The organism is Pseudoblastomonas aquimaris, assembly GCF_035481675.1.
GTDB lineage: Bacteria > Pseudomonadota > Alphaproteobacteria > Sphingomonadales > Sphingomonadaceae > Alteriqipengyuania_B.
The window spans coordinates 662,036-684,543 of sequence record NZ_JAYJJW010000001.1 but is presented as its reverse complement, the minus strand read 5'-3'; the positions used below and the strand labels follow the sequence as shown (position 1 = coordinate 684,543).

General features: G+C 66.3%; 21 protein-coding genes. 9 read left to right on the top strand and 12 right to left on the bottom strand.

Annotated features, from left to right (window positions below; all coding sequences use genetic code 11):
• Positions 1-483 carry a pyridoxamine 5'-phosphate oxidase family protein gene (locus tag VCJ71_RS03295; RefSeq protein WP_324639075.1) on the bottom strand — a complete coding sequence of 161 codons (483 nt, stop codon included), beginning with the start codon at positions 481-483 and terminating at the stop codon, positions 1-3.
• A 104-nt stretch (positions 484-587) separates the two neighbouring features.
• Between VCJ71_RS03295 and VCJ71_RS03290 the strand changes: the two genes are divergently transcribed.
• From VCJ71_RS03290 to VCJ71_RS03280, 3 genes are all read left to right on the top strand, one after another.
• Complete coding sequence (locus tag VCJ71_RS03290) at positions 588-1,442, top strand: ImuA family protein (RefSeq protein ID WP_324639074.1); 855 nt, start codon at positions 588-590, stop codon at positions 1,440-1,442.
• A gap of 14 nt (positions 1,443-1,456) precedes the next feature.
• Positions 1,457-3,058 carry a DUF6504 family protein gene (locus VCJ71_RS03285; RefSeq protein ID WP_324639072.1) on the top strand — a complete coding sequence of 534 codons (1,602 nt, stop codon included), beginning with the start codon at positions 1,457-1,459 and terminating at the stop codon, positions 3,056-3,058.
• A 103-nt stretch (positions 3,059-3,161) separates the two neighbouring features.
• A complete protein-coding gene (locus tag VCJ71_RS03280) occupies positions 3,162-3,377 on the top strand; it encodes a hypothetical protein (protein WP_290135236.1) in 216 nt (71 codons plus the stop codon).
• On the opposite strand, the gene VCJ71_RS03275 is transcribed toward VCJ71_RS03280, so the two are convergent.
• The gene (locus VCJ71_RS03275) at positions 3,365-3,919 is read right to left on the bottom strand and encodes a hypothetical protein (RefSeq protein ID WP_324639069.1); all 555 of its coding nucleotides are present in this window, start codon (positions 3,917-3,919) and stop codon (positions 3,365-3,367) included. The two genes, VCJ71_RS03280 and VCJ71_RS03275, sit on opposite strands and share 13 nt — an antisense overlap.
• Before the next feature lie 83 nt (positions 3,920-4,002).
• Between VCJ71_RS03275 and VCJ71_RS03270 the strand changes: the two genes are divergently transcribed.
• Positions 4,003-5,052: a winged helix-turn-helix domain-containing protein gene (locus VCJ71_RS03270; protein ID WP_324639067.1), complete on the top strand. Its 1,050-nt coding sequence runs from the start codon at positions 4,003-4,005 to the stop codon at positions 5,050-5,052.
• A 12-nt stretch (positions 5,053-5,064) separates the two neighbouring features.
• On the opposite strand, the gene VCJ71_RS03265 is transcribed toward VCJ71_RS03270, so the two are convergent.
• Entirely contained in the window at positions 5,065-5,874 is an 810-nt protein-coding gene (locus tag VCJ71_RS03265) for an alpha/beta fold hydrolase (protein WP_324639065.1), read from the bottom strand.
• A gap of 129 nt (positions 5,875-6,003) precedes the next feature.
• Between VCJ71_RS03265 and VCJ71_RS03260 the strand changes: the two genes are divergently transcribed.
• Genes VCJ71_RS03260 through VCJ71_RS03240 form a run of 5 tightly spaced genes read left to right on the top strand, consistent with a single transcriptional unit; the run spans position 6,004 to position 13,324 of the window.
• Positions 6,004-7,248: a putative DNA modification/repair radical SAM protein gene (locus tag VCJ71_RS03260; RefSeq protein WP_324639064.1), complete on the top strand. Its 1,245-nt coding sequence runs from the start codon at positions 6,004-6,006 to the stop codon at positions 7,246-7,248.
• Positions 7,249-7,258: 10 nt separating this feature from the next.
• On the top strand, positions 7,259-8,767 hold the full coding sequence (locus VCJ71_RS03255; protein ID WP_324639062.1) for a UdgX family uracil-DNA binding protein: 1,509 nt from the start codon (positions 7,259-7,261) through the stop codon (positions 8,765-8,767).
• Between the two features lies 1 nt (position 8,768).
• Positions 8,769-12,386 (top strand): error-prone DNA polymerase, encoded by a 3,618-nt coding sequence (locus VCJ71_RS03250; protein ID WP_324639061.1) that lies wholly within the window; start codon positions 8,769-8,771, stop codon positions 12,384-12,386.
• A gap of 2 nt (positions 12,387-12,388) precedes the next feature.
• Positions 12,389-13,108, top strand: coding sequence for an extensin-like domain-containing protein (locus VCJ71_RS03245; RefSeq protein WP_324639060.1), 720 nt, complete (start codon positions 12,389-12,391; stop codon positions 13,106-13,108).
• Between the two features lie 27 nt (positions 13,109-13,135).
• A complete protein-coding gene (locus VCJ71_RS03240) occupies positions 13,136-13,324 on the top strand; it encodes a hypothetical protein (RefSeq protein ID WP_324639059.1) in 189 nt (62 codons plus the stop codon).
• Here the strand turns inward: VCJ71_RS03240 and VCJ71_RS03235 are convergent.
• From VCJ71_RS03235 to VCJ71_RS03195, 9 genes are all read right to left on the bottom strand, one after another.
• A complete protein-coding gene (locus tag VCJ71_RS03235; protein WP_324639057.1) occupies positions 13,310-13,807 on the bottom strand; it encodes a hypothetical protein in 498 nt (165 codons plus the stop codon). The genes VCJ71_RS03240 and VCJ71_RS03235 overlap by 15 nt on opposite strands.
• A gap of 62 nt (positions 13,808-13,869) precedes the next feature.
• Positions 13,870-14,565: a phosphate regulon transcriptional regulator PhoB gene (gene phoB, locus VCJ71_RS03230; protein WP_324639056.1), complete on the bottom strand. Its 696-nt coding sequence runs from the start codon at positions 14,563-14,565 to the stop codon at positions 13,870-13,872.
• Positions 14,566-14,575: 10 nt separating this feature from the next.
• Positions 14,576-15,244: a phosphate signaling complex protein PhoU gene (gene phoU / locus VCJ71_RS03225; protein ID WP_290135226.1), complete on the bottom strand. Its 669-nt coding sequence runs from the start codon at positions 15,242-15,244 to the stop codon at positions 14,576-14,578.
• A complete protein-coding gene (pstB, locus tag VCJ71_RS03220) occupies positions 15,244-16,053 on the bottom strand; it encodes a phosphate ABC transporter ATP-binding protein PstB (protein ID WP_324639054.1) in 810 nt (269 codons plus the stop codon). Before pstB ends, phoU begins: the two co-directional genes overlap by 1 nt.
• Entirely contained in the window at positions 16,053-17,303 is a 1,251-nt protein-coding gene (gene pstA, locus VCJ71_RS03215; RefSeq protein WP_324639052.1) for a phosphate ABC transporter permease PstA, read from the bottom strand. Before pstA ends, pstB begins: the two co-directional genes overlap by 1 nt.
• Positions 17,296-18,681, bottom strand: a complete 1,386-nt coding sequence (gene pstC, locus VCJ71_RS03210) for a phosphate ABC transporter permease subunit PstC (protein WP_324639050.1) — start codon at positions 18,679-18,681, stop codon at positions 17,296-17,298. Before pstC ends, pstA begins: the two co-directional genes overlap by 8 nt.
• A 14-nt stretch (positions 18,682-18,695) precedes the next feature.
• Complete coding sequence (locus tag VCJ71_RS03205; RefSeq protein ID WP_324639049.1) at positions 18,696-19,733, bottom strand: substrate-binding domain-containing protein; 1,038 nt, start codon at positions 19,731-19,733, stop codon at positions 18,696-18,698.
• Between the two features lie 93 nt (positions 19,734-19,826).
• On the bottom strand, positions 19,827-21,191 hold the full coding sequence (locus tag VCJ71_RS03200) for an OprO/OprP family phosphate-selective porin (RefSeq protein ID WP_324639048.1): 1,365 nt from the start codon (positions 21,189-21,191) through the stop codon (positions 19,827-19,829).
• A gap of 126 nt (positions 21,192-21,317) precedes the next feature.
• On the bottom strand, positions 21,318-22,490 hold the full coding sequence (locus tag VCJ71_RS03195; protein WP_324639046.1) for a sensor histidine kinase: 1,173 nt from the start codon (positions 22,488-22,490) through the stop codon (positions 21,318-21,320).
• Between the last annotated feature and the right edge of the window lie 18 nt (positions 22,491-22,508).

Below are 22,508 nucleotides of genomic sequence, written 5' to 3'. Positions count from 1 at the left end.
TCAGATTGCCGTTTCGACGTGGTTTTCCGCGGCTTCCTCGCGCACGTCCTTGCCCAGCAGCATCTTGGCATTGTTGATCAGGCCGAGGTCGCTGTTCCAGATCTCCGCCTTGGCGAGGTCCATGCGCAGCATGATCAGGTTGGGATCGTCCTTGCCACCCGGGAACCAGGCTTCCACGATCTTGCTCCACTGCTTGTCGAGGCGCTCGCGACTCGTTTCTTCGGTCAGCGTGCCTTCGACCCGGGCGAAGATCTGGTTGTCCTTGCCGGCATAGGTCACGATGGCCGGGCCCATCTGGGCGAGGTGGTTGTCCTTGGTGGTGAAGAACCAGATTTCGCTGTCGGCATCCTTGTCGAGCTGCGCGGTCATGACCACGGCGCCTTCGGGCTGGGCCTTGCGTTCGAGGAAGCAGAAGGGTGAATCGGCAAACGCCTTCCAGAATTTGGTCTTCAGTTCGTCTGCATCGCCTTGCTCGTAGTTCATGGTTTTCTCCTTTGCCCGCCCAATGGGCGGGGGAGGGGTTTTGTTCCGGCGATTGCCAAGCCGCGAATGTTGGAACATAAATAGAACATAGAAATTGATTCGCCATGACCGATGCCGCTTCCATCCCGGCTCCGGCGCCCCGTGCGGGGATTGCCGGCGTGCCTGCCGTTCCCTGTCGCAGCCTGCCCGGCTCGCGCAGCCCGGACTGGCAGCCGGGGCGCGGCGACATGGCGCTGCACAGCGAGATTTTCGCTTCCTCGCGCGATGGCACGGGCGGGGCTGCCGCACTGGCGCTCGCGCTCGACCAGCTGCGCAGCGCCCAGGCCGAACCGGGGCCGCTGGCCGAGGCGGAGGATCGGCGCGCGGTGCTGTGGGTGCAGGAACGCCGCGCCATCCGGCTGACCGGGCGCCCCTATCGCCCCGGCCTGCCGGAAGGGCTGCGCCACCGGCTCATCCATGTCGAGGCGGAAAATGCGCAGGACCTGCTGTTCACGCTGGAAGAGGCGGTGCGCTGCCGCGACCTTGCCGCGGTGATCGGGGAGCTGGCAGGCAATCCGCGCGCGCTCGACTTCACCGCCTCGCGCCGGCTGAGCCTGGCGAGCGAAAGGCACGGCGTGCCGCTGTTCCTTGTCCGCCTCGATGCCCAACGCGACCTGTCTTCCGCCCGCATGCGGTGGGAGGTGGCGAGCCACGCCTCGCCGCGCCCACGCTGGAACGCCGATGCGCCCGGCGCGCCGAGCTGGCAGGCCGAACTGTTCCGCGCCCGCCGCCACCGCCCGGCCAGTTTCGTGCTGCAGGAAGAAGAGGGAGGCCGGCTTGGCGCGCGTCCTTCGACAGGCTCGGGACGAACGGATTTCGGCAATGGGGTGATGAACGGGGCCATGATGAGCGGGGCCATGATGAACGGAGAGCGTATCGGCAGCTTCCTCGCCAGGTTTTCCCGCACCCGCACGGCCTGAGGGGCGGCGCTCGCATGTCCCCGCCGCCCGGAAACCGCTCACCGCGCCGGATCCTGTCGATCTGGCTGGCGCAGTTGTCGCTCGATCGCTGGCGGCAGGCGGCGCGATGCCTCCGGGGGCAGGGGGAAGACGCCGGGCCGCTGGTGCTCATTACAGAGACCGCGCACGGGCCGCGCATCGATGCGGTCAACGATGCCGGCCGGACTGCCGGTATCCGCCCGCGCTCCATGCTCGCCGATGCGCGTACGCTGTGCCCGCAAGTGGCGGTCCATCCCTCCGATCCGGCGGGCGATCTCGATTTCCTCGAACGGCTTGCCGCGTGGGCGCAGCGCTGGGGCCCGTGGACGGCGATGGACGCGCCCGATGCGCTGCTGGTGGATATCACCGGCGCGGCGCACCTGTTCGCGGGCGAGGAGCGGCTGCTGGCCGATGCGGCGGCGCTGTTCGCGAAGCGCGGGCTGGCGGCGCGACTCGCCATTGCGCCCACGGCAGGCGCGGCCTGGGCGCTTTCCCACTACGGTCCGGACCGCGCGATCCTGTCCCCCGATGACGATGCGGTGGCGCGGCTTTCCGGCCTGCCCGTGGCGGCCCTGCGGCTCGACGAGGATGTGCTGGTCATCCTGCGCCGGCTCGGCCTGAAGCGGATCGGCGACCTGACCGACCGCTTTGCCGAGCGCGAGGGCCGCGATGCGCTCCACCGCCGGTTCCGCAACCGCCGCGCGCCTGCCGCGAACCCGCTGGTGCGGCTCGACCAGCTGCTCGGCAAGGTGCCAGAGCCGCTGCTGCCGGTGATCCCGCCGCAGATGCCGCTGGTGCAGCGCCGCTTGGTCGAACCGATCCGCCACCGCGACCTGCTCGACCAGGTGGTGCGCGACCTTGCCGCCGACATGGCGCGCGAGCTGGAAGCGAAGGGAGAGGGCGCGCGCAGGCTGGAGATCGGCGTCTGGCGCGTGGATGGAGAGGTGATCGTCCGCCGCCTGGAAATGGCCGCCGCCACCCGCGATGCAGCGCATATCTGCCGCCTGTTCGCCGCCAAGCTCGACGATATCGACGCCGGCTTCGGGATCGAGAGCGTTCGGATGCGCGCCTCGTGGTCCGAACCGCTCGACCTCGGCCAGCGGGACCTGGAGGCAGCGGCGGAAGACCATGGCACCAGCCTTGCGGCCTGCGTCGACCGGCTGACCGTACGGCTCGGCCCGCATGCGGTGCGCCGCCCGGTGCCCTTCGCCAGCCACATCCCGGAGCGCGCCCAGCGCTGGCAGCCGCCGCTGGAGGCCGAACCGCCCAGCCCCCATGGTTTTCAGGAGCAATTGGCTTTCCACGCCCGCCCGCTCAAGCTGCTCGACCGGGCGGAGCCTATCGCAGTGCTCTACGCCACGCCCGACGGCTTCCCGCAGAAGTTCCGCTGGCGGGGGGAGGTGCACGAAGTCGCGCGGGTCGAGGGGCCGGAGCGGATCGCGCCCGAATGGTGGCGCGAGAAATCGACCGTCCGCCTGCGCGACTATTACCGGATCGAGGACGGCGCGGGCCGGCGCTACTGGATCTATCGCCACGGCCTGATCGGCGACGGGCGGGGCGGCATGCCGGACTGGTATTTGCAGGGCCTATGCGCCTAGGGTGCGCCTAGGGTGCGCCTAGGGTGCGCCTAGGGTGCGCCTAGGGTGCGCCTAGGGTGCGCCTAGGGTGCGCCTAAGGGTGTGCACACGCAAAGGAGAGCGCATGAGCAAGACCTGCCCCAAGTGCGACGGCCGGATGGAAACCGGCTTCGTCCTCGATTCCAACTACGGCAGCGGCTCCGCGATGGTCAGCCATTGGATGGCCGGCAAGCCGGTCAAGAGCATCTGGACCGGCCTCAAGACGAAAGGCCGCAAGAAGATCGAAATCCGCACCGAGCGGTGCACCCGGTGCGGATATCTCGAAAACTACGCCGCCTGATCGCCCGCCTGCGCGGCCGCCTTGCGGAACAGGTAAGCCGATACCATCCACGCGCCGAACCAGATGCCGGTGAACACCCAGGCGAAGTGTCCATAGGACTGGACGATGACGCCCACGACCAGCTGGAACACCGCGGTCGCCGTCATCGCCGCTGCCATGCCGCGTGCCTTGAACCGCGCCCCGATCGCGCCGAACAGAGCCACCAGCGGGACGAGGTTGAACCATAAGTTGATGGCGTTGCCCTCATTCCCGACGATGCCGACCGCGCCGTTGGCCCACAGCAGCAGCAGCGCCGCGCCCAGCGCAACCGCCGCGCCGCCGCGATAGGCCCAGCTGCCGCTCGCCCGCATGGCCATTTCGAACGCCAGGCCCACGCCGCCCAGCATGATGATGGCGGCTACGAAATCCTCGCCAGTCCATCCGGTGAAGCCGAAGAACAGCGTGGCGACGGCGGGAATGGCGATCAGCGTCGCGACGATTCCCCAGCCGAGCAAGCGCCACGGGTTCAGCAGGGCGGGGCGGGTAATCTCTTGATTGGTCATGTCTTGCCTCATTCGTATGTGGAGGCCTATCCCTGCCAGGGCCGGCGGTGAAAGCCATGAGGGGAGCCTGAGGAATTGCTGAAATGCGCGACATGCCGCTGACTTTCGGCGATTTCACGCTCGATCCGGCCAACCGCACCCTGCTGCGCGGGGGACAGCCGGTGGAGATAAGCGCACGCTATCTCGACGCGCTGGTGCTGCTGGCGCGCGAACCGGGCGAACTGGTCACCAAGGACCGTTTCATGGACGAGGTCTGGCGGGGCGTGCCGGTGACGGACGATGCATTGACGCAGGCCATCCGCGCACTTCGCAAGGCGCTGGGTGACGATGCCGCATCGCCGCGCTTCATCGAGACAGTGCCGAAGCACGGTTACCGCTTCGTCGCCCCCGTGCATTCAGCCATAAAGCCGCAAGTCGCCCGTCAAGCGAGCACTTCGACGCGAGCCGGACTACTCCGCACCGTGACCGCTGGCGCATTGGGCGCCGCTTTGGCGGGAGTCCTGGTCGGGCTGTTCTACGGCGCGCAGGCCGGTTCGGTCGATAGCGGACGCGGGTCTGCGCTTTCGATCGTGCTGGTGGTCGTCGTCGCGAGTGTGGCGGCAGCGGCAATCTCGGGCATGGGCATCGCCACCGGAGTAGCGGCGTCGCGCTTCGTACAGCCGCCTGCGCGCTGGTGGGCCATCGCCGGCGGGGCCGTGGGCGGTATCGTGACAGGGGCGCTTGCCAGCCTCGTATTGTCGGACGGTTTCGCCTTGCTCACGGGAAGCGCACCCACGGCCATGACCGGCGTGCTCGAAGGTGCGCTGATCGGGACGGCGACCGGTCTGGGCGTCGCCGTAACCTGGGGCCTTGCGATGGGCTATCGCGTTACGGCGTGCGCAGTCATCGGCGGATCGGCCGGGCTGCTCGTCCATCTGGCGGGCGGCGCGTTGATGGGCGACAGCCTCGCCGGCCTGCTGCGGTCCTTTCCGCAAGCCCGGCTGCAGATCGGCTCGGCCTTGCCGCCGTCGGTGAATGCCGCTCTCGAAGGAGCCGTATTCGTCGCCTGCGTCGCCGCCGCCATCCTGCGGTCGGAGGCAAAGGAAAAGGCGCGTTCCTTTGCGGAACGCGCCTCCCTTTCAGGCTCGATCTAGCCTGCGTCTTTCTCAGCGCTTGAGGAAGGCGAGGATATCGTCGCCCAAGCGGTCCGTCTGGGTGGCGAAGACGGCGTGCGGTTCGCCCTCGTATTCGATCAGTTCGGCGCTATCGACCTGCTTTGCCACCGCGCGGCCCGTCGCGTCGATCGGCACGGTCACGTCTTCGGTCCCGTGGATCACCAGCGTCGGCACGGTGAAGCTGGGCAGGTCGGGACGGAAGTCGGTGGTGGCGAATGCAGCGGCCGATTGCAGCGTGCCGTACTGGCTGGCGTGCATGGTGGTCTGCCATGCCCAGTGACGTTCCTCGTCGCTTACGCCGTCACCGTAGAAATCCTTGAAAAAGCCGGTGAAGAACTTGCGGAAATCATCCTTCATGCCCTGCGTCATCTCGTCGAACGTGCTCTGCGGCACGCCGTCGGGATTGTCGTCGGTCTTGAGCATGTACGGCACGACCGAGCTGACCAGCACCGCCTGCGTCACGCCGCTGCCGCCATGGCGCGACATGTAGCGGGCGATTTCCCCGCCACCCATCGAGAAGCCGACGAGCGCGACGTTTTCGGTCGCCCCGGTTTCCTTCATCACGTCGGCCAGGTCGTCGGCGAACGTGTCGTAATCGTAACCTGATTTCGCATGGTCGGAATGGCCGAACCCGCGCCGGTCGTAGGCGATGGCGCGATAGCCGTTGTCGGCCAGCTTCATCATGATCGGGTCCCAGCTGTCGGCCGACAGGGGCCAGCCATGGATGAGGATGACCGGGCGTCCCTCGCCGAGCTCCTTCCAGCGCAGGCGTGTTCCGTCGCGAGTGGTGATATTGGGCATGGATTATCCTTTCGTTCTGTCTGCCTCCCGAACGGCGCGACGGCGCGGGATGTTCCAAGACTTCAATCATTTGCCGGGCAGGTTGGAATCCCCCTAGCCAAGTCCGACCTGCGAACATATATAGAACACATGGGCGCGCTGACGACGATAGAGAAGCTGGAGATTCTCGCCGATGCGGCGAAATACGATGCCTCCTGCGCGTCGTCCGGCACGGCGAAGAAGAACTCGCTGGGCGGAAAAGGCATCGGCTCGACCGAAGGGATGGGCATCTGCCACGCCTATGCGCCCGACGGTCGCTGCATCAGCCTGCTGAAGGTGCTGCTGACCAATCACTGCATCTTCGATTGCCACTATTGTATCAACCGCAAGAGCAGCAACGTGCGCCGCGCGCGCTTCACGCCGCAGGAAGTGGCGGACCTCACGCTCAGCTTCTATCGCCGCAACTACATCGAAGGGCTTTTCCTCTCCTCCGGTATCATCAAGAGCTCCGACCATACGATGGAGCAGCTGGTGGAGGTCGCGCGGATCCTGCGCGAGGAGCACGATTTTCGCGGCTACATCCACTTGAAGACAATTCCCGAAGCCGATCCGCAGCTGGCGCACCAGGCCGGGCTCTATGCCGACCGGGTCTCGATCAATGTCGAACTGCCGACCGATGCGGGGCTGACCCGCCTCGCGCCCGACAAGAATGCGCGCCAGATCGAAGGCGCGATGGGCGGGATGAAGATGGCGATCCGCCAGTCGAAGGACGAACGCAAGCGGTTCCGCCACGCGCCCCGTTTCGCGCCCGCCGGCCAGTCCACCCAAATGATCGTGGGCGCCGACGGGGCGAGCGATGCGGACATCGTCGGCAAGGCCAGCCGCCTGTACGACGGATACCGCCTGCGCCGCGTCTATTACTCCGCCTTCAGCCCCATTCCCGATGCGAGCGCGGTGCTGCCGCTGAAGCGCCCGCCGCTGATCCGCGAACACCGGCTCTACCAGTCGGACTGGCTGATGCGTTTCTATGGTTACGAGGCGCGCGAGGTGATGCAGGCGACCGAGGCGGACGGGAACCTACCGCTCGACATCGATCCCAAGCTCGCCTGGGCATTGAAGTTTCGCGAACGCTTCCCGGTCGACGTCAACCGCGCCCCGCGCGAGACGCTGCTGCGCGTCCCGGGACTAGGCGTGCGGGCGGTGAACCAGATTATCGCCGCGCGCCGCCATCGGACGCTCAGGCTGGAGGATGTCGGCAAGCTGACCGTCTCGATCACCAAGGTGCGGCCTTTCATCTGCGCGCTCGACTGGCGGCCGACCACGCTGACCGACCGCGGCGACTTGCGCGCGCTGCTCGCCCCGAAGCAGGAGCAGCTGGAGCTGTTCGCGGCATGAGGGGTTTGCGATGACTGGGCTGCAGCACGTAAAGCTCGGCACCTATTACGTGGTGAACCTGCCGGAGCATGACGATTTCGCCTTCTGGCGGGAACGGGCGCGCGCGCTGGTGCAATGCGACGTGCCGCCGGACCGGATCGCCTGGGTCGGCCCGGGCGGCAGCGGGGACCTGTTTGCGCATGGCGAACGGCGGACGCCGGTGCCGGACGATCCGGCGCGCATCGTGCGGGCGAGCAAGCGCTTCGTGAAACTGGCGCGCAATGCCATCCTCCATTCCGATACCGATCGCTTCGCGCTGCTCTATCGCCTGCTGTGGCGCCAGCAATCGAACCCGCGCGTGCTGGAGGACCGCACCGACAACGACGTGCGGCGGCTCGAGGAACTCGACCGCACCGTGCGGCGCGACAGCCACAAGATGCACGCCTTCGTGCGCTTCCGGCTCGTGGAGGATGACGCCGGAGAGGCTGAGGGCGAGGCGGATGGCGACGGGGAGGGCAACGGGGAAGGCGGCGGGCACTACGTCGCCTGGTTCGAACCCGACCACCATATCGTGCGCGCCAATGCGGGCTTCTTCAAGCGCCGCTTCGCCAACATGAACTGGTCGATCCTGACGCCGAAGGGCTGCCTTCACTGGGATGGCGAGACGATGCGCGAAAGCGGCCCCGCGCGGCGCGAGGATGCACCCGGCGGCGACCCGGTCGAGGCGCTGTGGCGCAAGTATTACGCATCCATCTTCAACCCCGCACGTTTGAAAGTGGGGGCGATGCTGAAGGAAATGCCGCGCCGCTACTGGAAAAACATGCCCGAGGCCGAGCTCATCCCCGAACTCATCGCGGGCGCGCAGAAAAGGGAAAGCGAGATGGTGGCCGCCGGCGAACTGGAATTCGAGGAGCGCCCCGATACGCTCGCCGCCATCGACAAGGCGATCCACGGCTGCCGCAAGTGCCCGATCGGCGAGCTGGAGAACGAGGCCGTAATGGGCGAGGGGCCGGATGATGGTAGCGATTTTTCTGGTCTCATGATCGTCGGCGAACAGCCCGGCGACCAGGAGGACATGGCCGGCAAGCCCTTCGTCGGCCCCGCCGGGCAATTGCTCGACGCGCAGCTCGAACGCGCCAGGATCGATCGCGGCGCGGCTTACGTCACGAACACGGTGAAGCATTTCAAATACGTGATGCGCGGCAAGCGGCGGCTGCACCAGAACCCGAACGCGAAGGAAATCGACACCTGCCGCTGGTGGGTGGAGGCCGAGCGTGCGATCGTGAAGCCGAAGCTGGTGCTGGCCCTGGGCGCGAGCGCGGCGCGCGGAATGCTGGGCAAGACGGTCAGCATTTCGAAGGCGCGCGGCACGCCGATCCCGCTGGACCCTGTCGATGGTTCCGGGGCAAGCGAGCTGTGGATCACGGCCCACCCCTCTTACCTGCTGCGGCTCGACGGCCCTGCGCGCGACGAGCAGGAGCGCCTGTTCCAGGCCGACCTTGCCGCCGTGCGGCAGCGGTTGGAGGAGCTGGCCGGGTGACATGCCCGAAAACGATCTCCAGATACCCAAGCGGACGATCGAGCTCGATCCGGACGGCATAGACGCGCCGCCGCGCGCGCCCTTCGTCGAACTCGGCCTCGTTTCCTGTTTCAGCTTCCTGCGCGGCGCGTCCGACGCGGTGGACCTGGTGCTGGCGGCGCGGGCGGCCGGTTACGATGCGATCGGCATCGCGGACGTGAATTCCATGGCCGGCGTGGTGCGCATCCATACCGAGGCGAACACGCTGAAGCTGCAGCCCGTGATCGGTTGCCGGATCGAGACGGTCGAAGGCCTCGCCTTCCTCGCCTATCCGCGTGACCGGGCCGCCTACGGACGCCTGTGCCGCCTGATCAGCGCGGGCCGGATGCAAACGCTGGACGGCGAATGGCAGGCGAAGGGGGAGTGCGACATCGACCTCGCGCTGCTCGCCGCGCACAGCGAAGGGGTGCAGTTGATCGCAATCCCGCCGTGTAATCTGGACGCAAAGTTCTCGATAGAGGTCGAAAGCAATGTCGTCCCTTTTCGTCACCCCGGCCTTCGAGCCGGGGTCCCGCTGTCTTCGGAAGAAAGCGGGACCCCGGATCAGGTCTGGGGTGACGTAGAGAGAGTGGAGATGGAAGGAAGCTTCGCCGAAATCCTCGCGCACCTCACTCGGCAACTTCCCACCCTTCACCACCTTGCCGCCAGCTATCTGTACACCGGAGACGATATCGCCCGGATCGACCGGCTCGACGCGCTGGCAAAGGCGCACGGCCTCGCGCTGCTCGCCACCAACGATGTGCATTACCATGCACCGCAGCGCCGCCCGCTGCAGGACGTGATGACGGCAATCCGGCACAAGACCACCGTCGCGCGGGCCGGGCACTTGCTCCACGGCAATTCCGAACGCTACCTCAAGCCGCCGGAAGTGATGGCAAAACTGTTCGAGCGCTGGCCCCATGCCATCGTGGCGGCGCGCGCGGTTGCCGATGCGTGCGACTTCGCCCTGGACGAGCTCGCCTACGAATACCCGCAGGAGATCTATCCCGACGGGATGGGTCCGCAGGAACACCTGGAGATCGAGACGTGGTGGGGCGCGGAAAGGCGGTATCCAGCGGGTGTGCCGGAGCACATCGCCGACACGCTGGAGCGCGAGCTGGCGCTGATCGGCAAGATGGACCTCGCGCGCTATTTCCTCACCATCAAGGACATCGTCGATTTCGCGCGAAATGACGTCGATCCGCCGATCCTGTGCCAGGGGCGCGGCAGCGCGGCGAACTCGGCGGTGTGCTATTGCCTCGGCATCACCAGCGTCGATCCGGTCCACCACCAGCTGTTGTTCGACCGCTTCATCTCGGAAGACCGCAAGGAGCCGCCCGATATCGACGTCGATTTCGAGCACGAGCGGCGCGAGGAGGTGATCCAGTACCTCTATCGCAAGTACGGCCGCCACCGTGCCGGCCTGACGGCAACCGTCATCCACTATCGCCCGCGCATGGCGATCCGCGAGGTCGGCAAGGCGATGGGCCTGACCGAAGACGTCACGGCGGCGCTGGCGAAGACCGTGTGGGGCGGGTGGGGCAAGGAAATCGGCGAGGGGCACGTTGCGGAAACCGGCATGGATATCGCCGATCCGCACTTGCGGCGCGTGCTCAAGCTGACGCAGCAAATGATTGGAATGCCGCGCCATTTGTCGCAGCACGTCGGCGGCTTCATCCTTACCGAGGGCGCGCTGACCGAAACCGTGCCGATCGGCAACGGGGCGATGCCGGATCGCAGCTTCATCGAATGGGACAAGGACGACATCGAAGCGCTGGGCATCCTGAAGGTCGATGTGCTCGCGCTCGGCATGCTGACCTGTATCAAGAAATGCCTCGACCTTCTTGAAAACCATTACGAAAGACCGCTGGAGCTCGCCACCGTCCCGCGCGAGGACCCGGAAACCTATGCCATGCTGCGCAAGGGGGATTCGCTCGGCGTGTTCCAGGTCGAAAGTCGGGCGCAGATGAACATGCTGCCGCGCCTGCGCCCGCGCGAATTCTACGACCTCGTGATCCAGGTCGCCATCGTCCGTCCCGGGCCGATCCAGGGCGACATGGTGCATCCCTACCTGAAGCGGCGGCGGGGGGAGGAGCCGGTCGTCATTCCCGCACCGGGCCGTGATCACGGCCCGCCGGACGAGCTTTCCAGCATCCTCGAGCGCACTCTGGGCGTGCCCATCTTCCAGGAGCAGGCGATGAAGATCGCTCTCGATGCTGCGAAGTTTTCCAGCAAGGAGGCGAACCGGCTGCGCAAGGCGATGGCGACCTTCCGCAGCCGCGGCATGGTGGACGAATTGCAGGACATGATGGTGGAGCGGATGGTGGACCGCGGTTACGACCGCGACTTCGCCCAGCGCTGCTTCAACCAGATCCGCGGCTTCGGCGAATACGGCTTTCCCGAAAGCCACGCGGCCAGCTTCGCGCATCTCGTCTATGTGTCGAGCTGGCTCAAGTGCCACTTCCCGGCCGCCTTCGGCTGCGCGCTGCTCAATTCGCAGCCCATGGGCTTCTACGCGCCTGCACAGATCGTGCGCGATGCGAGCGAGCATGGGGTCGCAGTGCTGCCGGCGGACGTGAACGGCAGCGAGTGGGATTGCACGCTGGAGAAGGTCGGTGAACAAGGACCTTCCGAGGGAGACAAGGGCAGCCTCGACCGGCACCTCGCGCTGCGTCTCGGGCTGCGGCAGGTCGACGGACTGCCCGAACATGTCGCCGCGCGGCTGCTGGCGGAACGGGCGGAAAACGGCCCCTATCGCGACGTGCGCGACCTGCGCGATCGGGCCGGGATCTCGCCCGCGCATATCGAGCGCCTGGCCAGTGCGGACTGCTTCACCTCGATGCAGCTGCCCCGGCGGCAGGCGCTGTGGGATGCGCGCAGCCTGGTCGGTGCGCCGGACCTGCCGCTGTTCGCCGCCGCCGCCGCGCGGGACGAAGGGGCAGAAGGGCGCGCGACCGCATTGCCTTCGATGCCCCTGTCGGAGGAAGTGGTGGCCGATTACCAGACCACGCGCCTCAGCCTGAAAGCCCATCCGATGGCCTTCCTGCGACCCGGCCTGGCGGAACGCGGCTTCGTGCGGGCATGCGACCTGCGCGCGCGCAAGTTCCGCAGTATGGTCCATGTCGCGGGCGTGGTCCTGATCCGCCAGCGGCCGGGCAGCGCGAAGGGCGTGTGCTTCATCACGCTGGAGGACGAGACGGGGGTCATCAACCTCGTCGTATGGCCGGACCTGAAGGAAAAGCAGCGCACCGTGGTGATGGGCGCGCGGTTGATGGAAGTGCGCGGGCGGGTGGAGTACGACGACGAGGTGATCCACGTCATCGCCCACCACATGACCGACGCCAGCCACGAACTGTATCGCCTGTCCGACGACCTGCTCAGCGCGCCGCTGGCCCGTGCGGACCATGTCAATTCGCCGCTGCCGTCGGGCAAGGCCAACCCCCGCAACGATTTGCGCGAAGGGGCGGAGGATCCGTACAAGCCGGTCGAACCGTGGCAGGAACCGCCGCCCGGCAACCGGGAATGCGGCTTCCACGGCCCGCAATCGGGCGGCCACCCCCGCGACGTGCGGATCATTCCCAAGTCCCGCGACTTTCACTGACAATGCAAATTTCCCGCCGCGTCGGTCGATTCAAGCTGGACCGCAGGATTCTTCTACTGCTCGCGCTGGCCGGCGTGGTGCTGGCGGGCCGCGCGTGGCTGGGCGACCATCCCCAGCACGATCCGTGGGCACCACTCGACCTGGGCGATCCGCCGGGCTGGGCGACGCAGGCCAAGCTGGTCGCACTGCGTAGCGATCCCGCGGAGTGCCGCGCCGTTCTGGAGCGCAGCGGCATCGAATTTCGCGCGCTCGATCCGGCCGGGAAGGGGGAGTGCCGCAGGGATGACCGCACCGTGCTCGCAAACGCGCCACTCGCGCCGGGGCGGCCAGTCAGCACCTGCCCCGTCGCCGCGGGTTTCGCACTGTGGCAGCGCCGCTCGCTGGAGCCCGCCGCGCGCGAAATCCTCGGCTCCCCCATCACCCGGATCGAGCATTTCGGTACCTACAGCTGCCGCCGGATGTACGGCGCTTCCGAAGGGCGCTGGAGCGAACACGCCACCGGCAATGCCATCGACATTGCGGCGTTCGTGCTGGAGGACGGTCGCCGCGTCAGCGTGCTGGGGGATTGGCAAGGCGACGGTGAGGAGGCGCGTTTCTTGCGCCAAGTGCGTGACGATGCATGCGAAATCTTCGCAACCGTGCTATCGCCCGATTACAATGAAGCCCACGCCGATCATTTCCATCTCGACCAGTCCGGCCGCTATACCGGCGTGTGCCGCTGACGTGGCTGCTGGCACGGCCTCGCGCGCATGAAGGAAGTGCTGGAATTCGTGCTGTCGCTGATGCTGGCGCTGGTTACCGCGGCCATCACCGTGGGCGGCGTCATCCTGCTCGGCTGCGCCTTGGCGGCGGGGGGATGCTATTGGGGCTGGAAGCGCTGGCGACGCCGCGCCGGACAGAGGCTTGCCCATAAGCTGCCCAGCTCACCCGACAAATAGCCGGCCCACCGCATCGGGCACTTTGCCATCGACGGGCTTCCACGCCATACGCCCGAAATCCTGTTCCAGGACGCGGCCGGACTTTCCGACGACGCCCCACACCCGGTCATGGCGATCGTCCGGCACCGGTACGTAGATCGTCAACCGATCGTCCGCGTCGGTAATGTGCGGCAGGCCGAACGCGGCCTTGGCCGGATAGCGCGCGGCGGCAACGATCTTGCGATTGTCGAGATCGAAATCGTGTGGGTAGTGGAGGTAGTTGACGAGGAAACTGGCGTTCGTCGCCGTCAGGCCGGACCGGAAACCGATGGCGTAGATTCCGGCGTCGAGTGCCGTCAGCTTCGCATTGCCAACGCCATACATTTCATCGAACTTGGCGAGGATCGCCTGCAATTCCGCTTTCCGCCAACCGGACACACGGATCGCGAGCGATGGCAGCGGCAATTCGGGCTCTCGCTCCATCCTCTGCCGTCTGGCGGACATGAAAACCGCTGCGACCAATCCGGCTACGGTCAATGCCAGCAGCGCATAAATGACCGGCTGCATCAGCCGCCTACCGGCTCCAGCGCATAGCCGGCAGCGCGGACGGTGCGGATGGGGTCGTCGCTGCCGTCGATCTCGATCGCCTTGCGCAGGCGGCGGATGTGGACGTCGACCGTGCGCTCCTCGATCTCGCTGCCGGTTCCCCACACGCCGTCGAGCAATTGCGAGCGGCTGAAGACGCGGCGCGGGCTTTCCATGAAGAACTTAAGCAGGCGGAACTCGGTCGGGCCGAGGTGCAGCGCCTGGCCGCGCCGCTCCACGCTGTGGGCCACGGGATCGAGCACGATGTCGCCCACCGACAGCGATTCCCCTGCCAGCGCAGGGCGTACCCGGCGCAGCACGGCGGAGACGCGGGCGAGCAATTCGCGCGGCGAAAAGGGCTTTGTGACGTAATCGTCGGCGCCCGTGTCGAGCCCGCGGATACGGTCGTCCTCCGCCTCCCGCGCGGTCAGCATGATGATTGGCACGTGGGCGGTCGCCTGCTCGCGGCGCAGGCGGCGGCAGACCTCGATCCCGCTGGTGCCTTCGATCATCCAGTCGAGGATGACGAGATCGGGCGGCGTTTCGGCGGCGAGCAGCAGCGCATCGTCGCCATCGGCCGTGCATACGACCTCGTACCCTTCTGCCTGGAAACGGAATTCCAGCAATTCCGACAGGCCCGGATCGTCCTCTACCAGCAGCAGTCGGGGGCGGGCCATGGCGTGGTCCTCAGTCTTCGTGCTCGGGCGGGTACTCGCCAGTCGCGGAATAATAGACCATCTCGGCGATGTTGGTCGCGTGGTCGCCGATGCGTTCCAAATTGCGGGCGATGAACAGCATCTGCGCCGCGGTGCCGATCGTGGCCGGGTTTTCGACCATGTGACTGACGAGATTGCGGAAGATGCTGTCGTAAAACGCATCGACCTTGTCGTCGCGCTCGATCACTTCGGCGGCCATTGCGGGATCGCGCGCTGCGTATGCGGTCAGCACGTCGTGGACCATTTCCGCTGCGATCTCGCCCATCGCGGGCAGCAGCGTCAGCGGTTCGAAATGCGACTTGCCCTCAATCCGGCCGACGCGCTTGGCGATGTTCTTGGCGTAGTCGCCGATCCGCTCGGTCACGCCGGCGATCTTGATGGCGGCGATGATCTCGCGAAGGTCGTCCGCCATCGGTGCGCGCAGGGCGATGACGCGCACGGTCAGCCGGTCGACGGCGTTTTCCAGTTCGTCGATTTTCTTGTCGCGCTCGATCACGCCCTTGGCGAGGTCCTCGTCACCCTTGACCAGCGCATCGAGCGCTTCCTGGATGGAGAGTTCGGCAAGGCCGCCCATCTCCGAGATCAGACCGCGGAGCTTGGTGATGTCCTCGTCGAACGCCTTGACTGTATGGTCGTTCATTAACCGTAACGTCCTGTAATATAATCCTTCGTACGCTCTTCGCGCGGATTGGTGAAGATGTCGTCCGTCGGCCCGTATTCCACCATCTTGCCGAGGTGGAAGAAGGCCGTGCGCTGCGACACGCGGGCCGCTTGCTGCATTGAGTGGGTGACGATCACGATGGCGAAGCGATTGCGCAGTTCCGCGATCAGTTCCTCGATCTTGGCAGTCGCGATTGGGTCCAGCGCGGAGCAGGGCTCGTCCATCAGGATGACTTCGGGGTCGACCGCGATGGCGCGGGCGATGCACAGGCGCTGCTGCTGGCCGCCCGACAGCGCAGTGCCGCTATCCTCGAGCCGGTCCTTCACCTCTTCCCACAGTCCGGCTCGGCGGAGCGATTTTTCGACGATACGGTCTAGGTCGCCCTTGCTTTCCGCAAGCCCGTGGATCTTGGGGCCATAGGCGATGTTGTCGTAGATCGACTTCGGGAACGGATTGGGCTTCTGGAACACCATGCCCACGCGGGCGCGCAGTTCCACCACGTCCATCCCGCCGGTGTAGATATCCTCGCCGTCGAGGCAGATCGTACCCTCCACGCGTGCGGAATCGATCGTGTCGTTCATGCGATTGAGCGCGCGCAGGAAAGTGGACTTCCCGCAGCCCGACGGGCCGATGAAGGCGGTGACGAAATTGTCGGGAATGCTGATCGACACGTCGTCGATCGCCTTCTTCTGCCCGTAATACACGGAGACATTGTCCGCCGTCATCTTGGCATCGAGGGCTTCCATGCCCTCGTGCGCGGCGGCGTTGTCGATCACTTGGCTGTTCATCACCATCTCTTCTCGAAGCGGTTGCGAAGGTAGATCGCGGCCGCGTTCATAACCAGTAGCACAATCAGCAGGACGATGATCGCGGCGGAGGTACGCTCCACGAAGCCGCGGTCGATCTCGTCCGACCAGAGGAAAATCTGCACCGGCAGCACCGTGGCCGGCGCGGTCACGTCGCTCGGTGGGGTGGCGACGAAGGCGCGCATCCCGATCAGCAGCAGCGGGGCGGTCTCGCCCAGCGCGCGGGCCATGCCGATGATCGTGCCGGTCAGGATACCGGGAATGGCGAGCGGCAGGACGTGGTGGAACACCGTCTGCATCTTGGAGGCACCCACGGCGAGCGCTCCGTCGCGGATGCTCGGCGGTACCGCCTTGATCGCGTTGCGGCCCGAAATGACGATCACCGGCATCGTCATCAGCGCCAGCGTCATCCCGCCGATCAGCGGGGCGGAGCGGAAGTTGGGAAAGATCGTCAGGAACACGCCGAGGCCGAGCAGGCCGAAGATGATCGAAGGGACCGCGGCAAGGTTGTTGATCGAAACTTCGATCAGGTCGGTCCACCGGTTCTTGGGCGCGTACTCCTCGAGATAGAGGGCTGAAAGCACGCCGATCGGGAAGGCCAGCAGCAGAGTGACCAGCATCGTCAGCAATGTGCCCTTCAGTGCGCCCCAGATGCCGACCAGCTGCGGGTCCGTTGCGTCGGAGCGGGTCAGGAAGCCCGGGTCGAAATTCTTGGCCAGTCGGTCCTCGCTGTCGAGATGGCGGGCCAGCGCGACCATTTCCGGTGTGCCGCTGCCGTCGAGACCGGCGGCCAGGTCGTCCGACACCGGCAACCAAATGGAGCTCTCGGTCCGCAGGATGGAGGGGTCCGCCACGATGCGGCGGGCCGCGACGCGCCACGCCTCGCTATTCAATTCGGTCGCGGCAGCACCAAGCTGCTCTTCGGCGGAGAATTCGACGATGTCGCGCAGGCCCGCGGTTTCCAGCTGGGGCACGGCCTGCGGGCTGGCGAGCGTGTTGTCGTCCATCGCGAGGCCCAGCGTCGGGAAATCGAAGTCCACGCGCGCCTCGGCCCGCTGGAAACCGCCGATGCCGTTCCACGTCATCGTGCCTAGCAGGAACAGCAGCATCGCGACCGAGAAGATGATGGCGCCGAGGCCCAGCAGCTTGAAGCGCCGTTCCTTGGCGTAACGGGTCTTCAGCCGCGCGCGGTAGGCGTCGGTCCGGGTCGGGGGGAGGGCGGCCTTACTCATAGGCTTCGCGGAACCTCTTGACGACGCGCAGGGCGATGAAATTGAGGCCGAGGGTGACGAGGAACAGGACGAAGCCCAGCGCAAACGCGGCGAGCGTCGCAGGGTGGTCGAAGCTGTTCTCGCCCGTCAGCAGGGCGACGATCTGATACGTGACTGTGGTCATCGCTTCGAGCGGGTTGGCCGTCAGGTTGGCGGCGGCGCCGGCGGCCATGACGACGATCATCGTCTCGCCGATCGCGCGGCTGACGGCCAGCATCACGCCCGCGACGATACCCGGCAGGGCGGCGGGGACGAGGACCTTCTTGATCGTCTCGCTCTCCGTCGCGCCCATCGCGAGGCTGCCGTCGCGCATCGCGCTTGGGACCGCGGCCATGCTGTCGTCGGCCATGGAGGAAACGAAGGGGATGATCATCACACCCATCACCAGACCTGCGGCAAGCGCGCTTTCACTCGATGCGTTCTGGATGCCGACCCCATTTGCAAGGTCGCGGACGAACGGCGCCACGGTCAGCGCGGCGAAATAGCCGTAAACCACCGTGGGAACCCCGGCGAGGATCTCCAGCGCGGGTTTGAGCCACTTACGGGTGGCAGGGCGGGCGTACTGCGTGAGGTAAATGGCGCTCATCATGCCGAGCGGGATGGCGACGATCATGGCAATGATCGCGCCGATGAAGATGGTGCCCCAGAACAGCGGGATCGCGCCGTATTCGGTGGGGTCGGGCGTGGTGGACGCGCTGCCCAGGTTGGGGCTCCACTGCGTGCCAAACAGGAAATCGATCGGGCCGACCATGCCGAAGAAGCGCAGCGTTTCGAAGATGAGCGACACGAAGATGCCGAGCGTCGTCAGGATCGCGACGAGCGAGGCGACCAGCAGCAGCGCCATGACGCTGCGCTCCACCCGCGTGCGGGCGGCGAAATCGGGGCGCAGGCGCAGGAAGGCGAACACGCCGGCGAGGAAGGCGATCACGATGGTCGCGGCGATACCGATCAGGCGGTATTGCGCGATCGCATCGCGGAAGGGCTGCACCAGGTCGCGCGCCTCGTCGTTGAAGACGGCGTTGGCGGAGCCTTCCGCAACGGCGCGGGCTTCCGACAGGATCGTGTCCCGCTGGATGCCGAATTCGGGCAGGGACGACGCGGCGGGGTGGGCCAGCACGGACTGGTTGACCAGTTCGGGCGCCAGCGCACCCCACAGCGCAACGAAGAGGATCGCCGGAACGGCGATCCACAAAGCGAGATACCATCCATGATAGTTCGGACGCGCACGCAATCGGCGCCCGGGGTCCGCGCTCTGGAAACTCCAGGCCCGGGCGCGGCCGGCAAGCCAGCCCGCGACCCCGAGACCCAGAGCGAGGAGAAAGAGGATGGTAATCGACATTGACGCGGCTGTTGTTACTTCAGCTCGGCCCCGTCAAGGGTGGGCAGGGCGGTTAGCCGCGACATCATGTCGGCGGCCTTGTCGTCCGGGTTGGCGATCAGGCCGATCGAGGTCAGCGGACCGTCCTTGCCCCACATCTGGCCCCACTGTGCGAGGAAGCCTTCGAGGCCCGGAATGGCGCCGATGTGCTGCTTCTTCACATAGATGAACAGCGGACGGGCACCCGGGTAGCTGAAGTCGGCGATGTTCTCGTACGTCGGCTCGACGCCGTTCATCGCGATGCCCTTCAGCGAACCGAGGTTCTCTTCGAGGTACGAGTAACCGAACACGCCGATCGCGTTGGGGGTCTGCGCCAGCTTCTTGACGATCAGGTTGTCCTGCTCGCCCTGCTTGGAATAGGCGCCGTCGGTGCGCAACGAAGTGCAGATTTCCTCGTAACGCTCTTCATCGCTTTCCTTCATCGCGGCCATGTCGGCATTGGATGCGCAACCCGGCGTCAGGATCAGTTCCTTCAGCGCATCGCTGGTGCCCGAGGTTTCCGGCGGACCGTACACGAGGATGTCGATGTCGGGCAGCGAGGGATCGATGTCGGACCACTTGGTCGCGGTCTGCTCCTCGCCATAGGGGTTGGCGGCCAGCGCCATGTACACCTGCTCCGGCGTCAGGGCGATGTCGATGCCGTCCTTGGCAGCGGCAAAGGCGATGCCGTCCAGGCCGACTTCGATTTCGGTGATCTCGGTCACGCCGTTCTTCTGGCAGGTTTCGAATTCGCTCGCCTTCATCCGGCGCGAAGCGTTGGCGATGTCGGGGTGCTGGGTGCCGACGCCGGCGCAGAACAGCTCGATGCCGCCGCCCGTGCCGTTCGATTCGATAATCGGGGCGTTCATCTCGGGATTGGCGCGGCCGTATTCCTCTGCGACCTTCTTGGCGAAGGGCAGGACGGTCGAGGAACCGACGGCGCGGACGTTGTCGCGCGAATCGCTGCTGGAACCGCAAGCGGCGAGGGACACTGCGGCGACAGCCAGCAGGGAAGTACGAAGTACGAATTTCATATTACGCTCCTATCGGGAAGTGCGGCTTCGTTAGGGTTGAATTGTGACGCTTGTGCGAAAGCAGCGTGACCGCCGCAAACCCGCGTCACCGGATCAGAAATCGACCTGCGCGCGGGCACCGACGACATCGATGGCATAGTCGCGGTCGCCATTGGCGGCAGGCACGGCGGCATCGCCATATTCGAGGTGGCCGTAATTCAGCATCAGGCGGGTGTAGGCGGTCGGCGACCAGACGAGCGAGGCGTAATAGCCATCCTGCGTGCCGCCCACGATCCCGTCGTCCGACAGGTCGAGCCGGTCGTAGCGGACATTGAACTGGACCGCGCCGAAACCGCCTTCGCCGACGGGGCTGGACGGCTTGATCCGGTCGAACGTGCCGCCCTTGTAGCCGCGCGAATCCCCCGGGGTCAGGAACACGCCGGCTTCGACATAGCCACCGAAGAAAGTCGGGTCGGATGCGGCGGCGACAAGCTCCGGCTGCTGCCAGAAGGCTTCGCCCGCAAAATGGAACGGGCCGCTGATCAGGGCCGCTTCCGCACCGTAGCCGAACTCGCCGGTCGCATCGAGCGAGCCAGTGTTGACCGGGCGCACGGAGGTGAAGTTCACCAGCGGGCGCTGGCGGTAGCGGACGGTTTCGCCGTCATCGAGATCGGTCTGGTGGACCGACGCGCCAAGGTGCAGCTGGCCGAACGACGTCTTCGGCATGAAGACGATGCGCGCGTCGTAAGACCGGCTACCGTCGGGCAGGGTCTCGCTGTTGTCGGCAAAGGCACCGGCCTGGACCAGCACGTCACCGCCGGACCACTGCCCGCCGACCCCGACCTTGCGGCGGAAGCCGAAGGCATCGGTGAAGGCGGCGCGCTCGATGAAAGAGGTGTTGAGGCTGCTGGTCAGCTCCTCAAGCGACTGGAAATTGTTGAACTGGCCGGCGCGCACTTCGAACCCGCCATCCTCGTAGGACAGGAAGGCATCGGTCAGGTCGACTTCGTTTCCGGCGAAATCGGCTTCCACCTTGTAGCCGAATCCGCCCGGCATATCGCCCTGTACGCCCAGGCGGACACGGCGCAGCTTGCTGCCGAAACCGTCGTCGATCCCTTCGGGGGCGGAGATGGTTCCGGCGTCCACCATCACGCGGCCGCGGGGTTTGAAGGTCCAGCCACTGTCGGAGGAGACTTGGGGCGCACCCTTGAAAGCGGTGGTCGTGGCCGGCGCGGCTTCGACTTCCGCGATTGCCGTGCGGATTTCCTGCTGGCCTTCCGCCTGCACCGCGATGCTGCTTTCGGCGGCCCGGGTGCGGCCTTCCAGCTCGTCCACACGGGCGCGCAGGGCGGCGAGTTCGGCGCGCATCTCGGCGATGATCTCGGCATCGGTGGGCGCGGCGGCATCCTGTGCCTGGGCAACGGTCGGCGAAAGGACGGTGCCGGCAAGCAGCACCCCGGCAAGAAGCGAACGACGCATTATCAAACCTCGAATTGACGGGTTGGTGACGAATGTGACGCCCTTGGCGATGCGATGTTGCGCTTTTGTGACAAGCGGCGACGGTGCGGAAATGAACGGTGGAAAACTGCGCTTTCCGCGCAGCCGTCAGAGCAGGGGCAGCCGCACAGAAACCGTGGTGCCTTCACCCTGCTTGCTGTCGATATCGAGCCGGCCGCGATGGCGCTCCACGATATGCTTCACGATGGCGAGGCCGAGGCCGGTACCGCCCGCAGCGCGGCTGCGCCCCGGATCGGTGCGGTAGAACCGGCGGGTGAGGTGCGGCAAGTGGTCGCTGGCAATGCCTTCGCCCCGGTCGACCACGCGCAGGCTGGCGCGGCTGCCATCCCCGGTCAGCACGACGGATACCGGTTGGTCCTCTCCGCCGTATTTCAGCGCATTGTCGACGAGGTTGCGCACCAGCTGTTCCAGCTGCTGGCCATCGCCGCGAATGGTCATGGGCGCATCCGGCAGCGAAACCTCGACCCGGTGGCGCTGTTCGATTTTGCCGCTTTCGCTCGCCGCCTTGCGGACCGTCTCGACCAGGTCGATCGACTGTTCGGGCAGTTCGTGCTTTTCCGCCTCCACGCGGGAGAGCGACATGAGATCACTGACCAGTGCCTGCAGCCGCCGCGCCTCGCGCAGGGTGGTGCCGAGGAACTTGTCCTGCATCGCGGGGTCGATTTCGCCGTCGGTATCCAGCAGCGTCTCGACGTAACCGATGATGTTGGCGAGCGGGGTGCGAAGCTCGTGGCTGGCATTGGCGACGAAATCGGTATGCGCGCGGCTCACGTCGGCTTCGATCGTGCGGTTGAGCAGCTCGATCAGCCAGAACCGCCCGTCGACCGACTGGCGCGTCATCTGCCACACGCTCTTGCGGCCGGTCAGGCCGGTGATCATGTCGGTCCCGCCGTCGTTCGAATCGAGCAGGGCGACCGCGGCGGGATGGCGCAGCCCGATGCGCGGATCCTGCCCGACGACATGCTGGCCGAGAATCTCGCGAGCAGCGGCGTTGGCGATCACGATGCGCCGCTCGTCCACCAGCAGCAGCGGGGTCGCCATGTTGTCGAGCAGGCGGCGAACATTGTCCTGCGTCAGGCTGAGGTCGCTGCGTTTCGACTGGGTTTCCACCGCCTGCACCGGCACCAGCCAGAAGGTGCAGGCCCACAGGCCGAACACCACAAGGGCGAGCCACGCCTGTTCCGAAGCGACACCGACGGCCACCGCGCCGATGGCGGCGAGGATCAGCGGGACGATCGGCAATTCGCGGCGAGGGCGCATGAACGCCCCTTAGCGGCG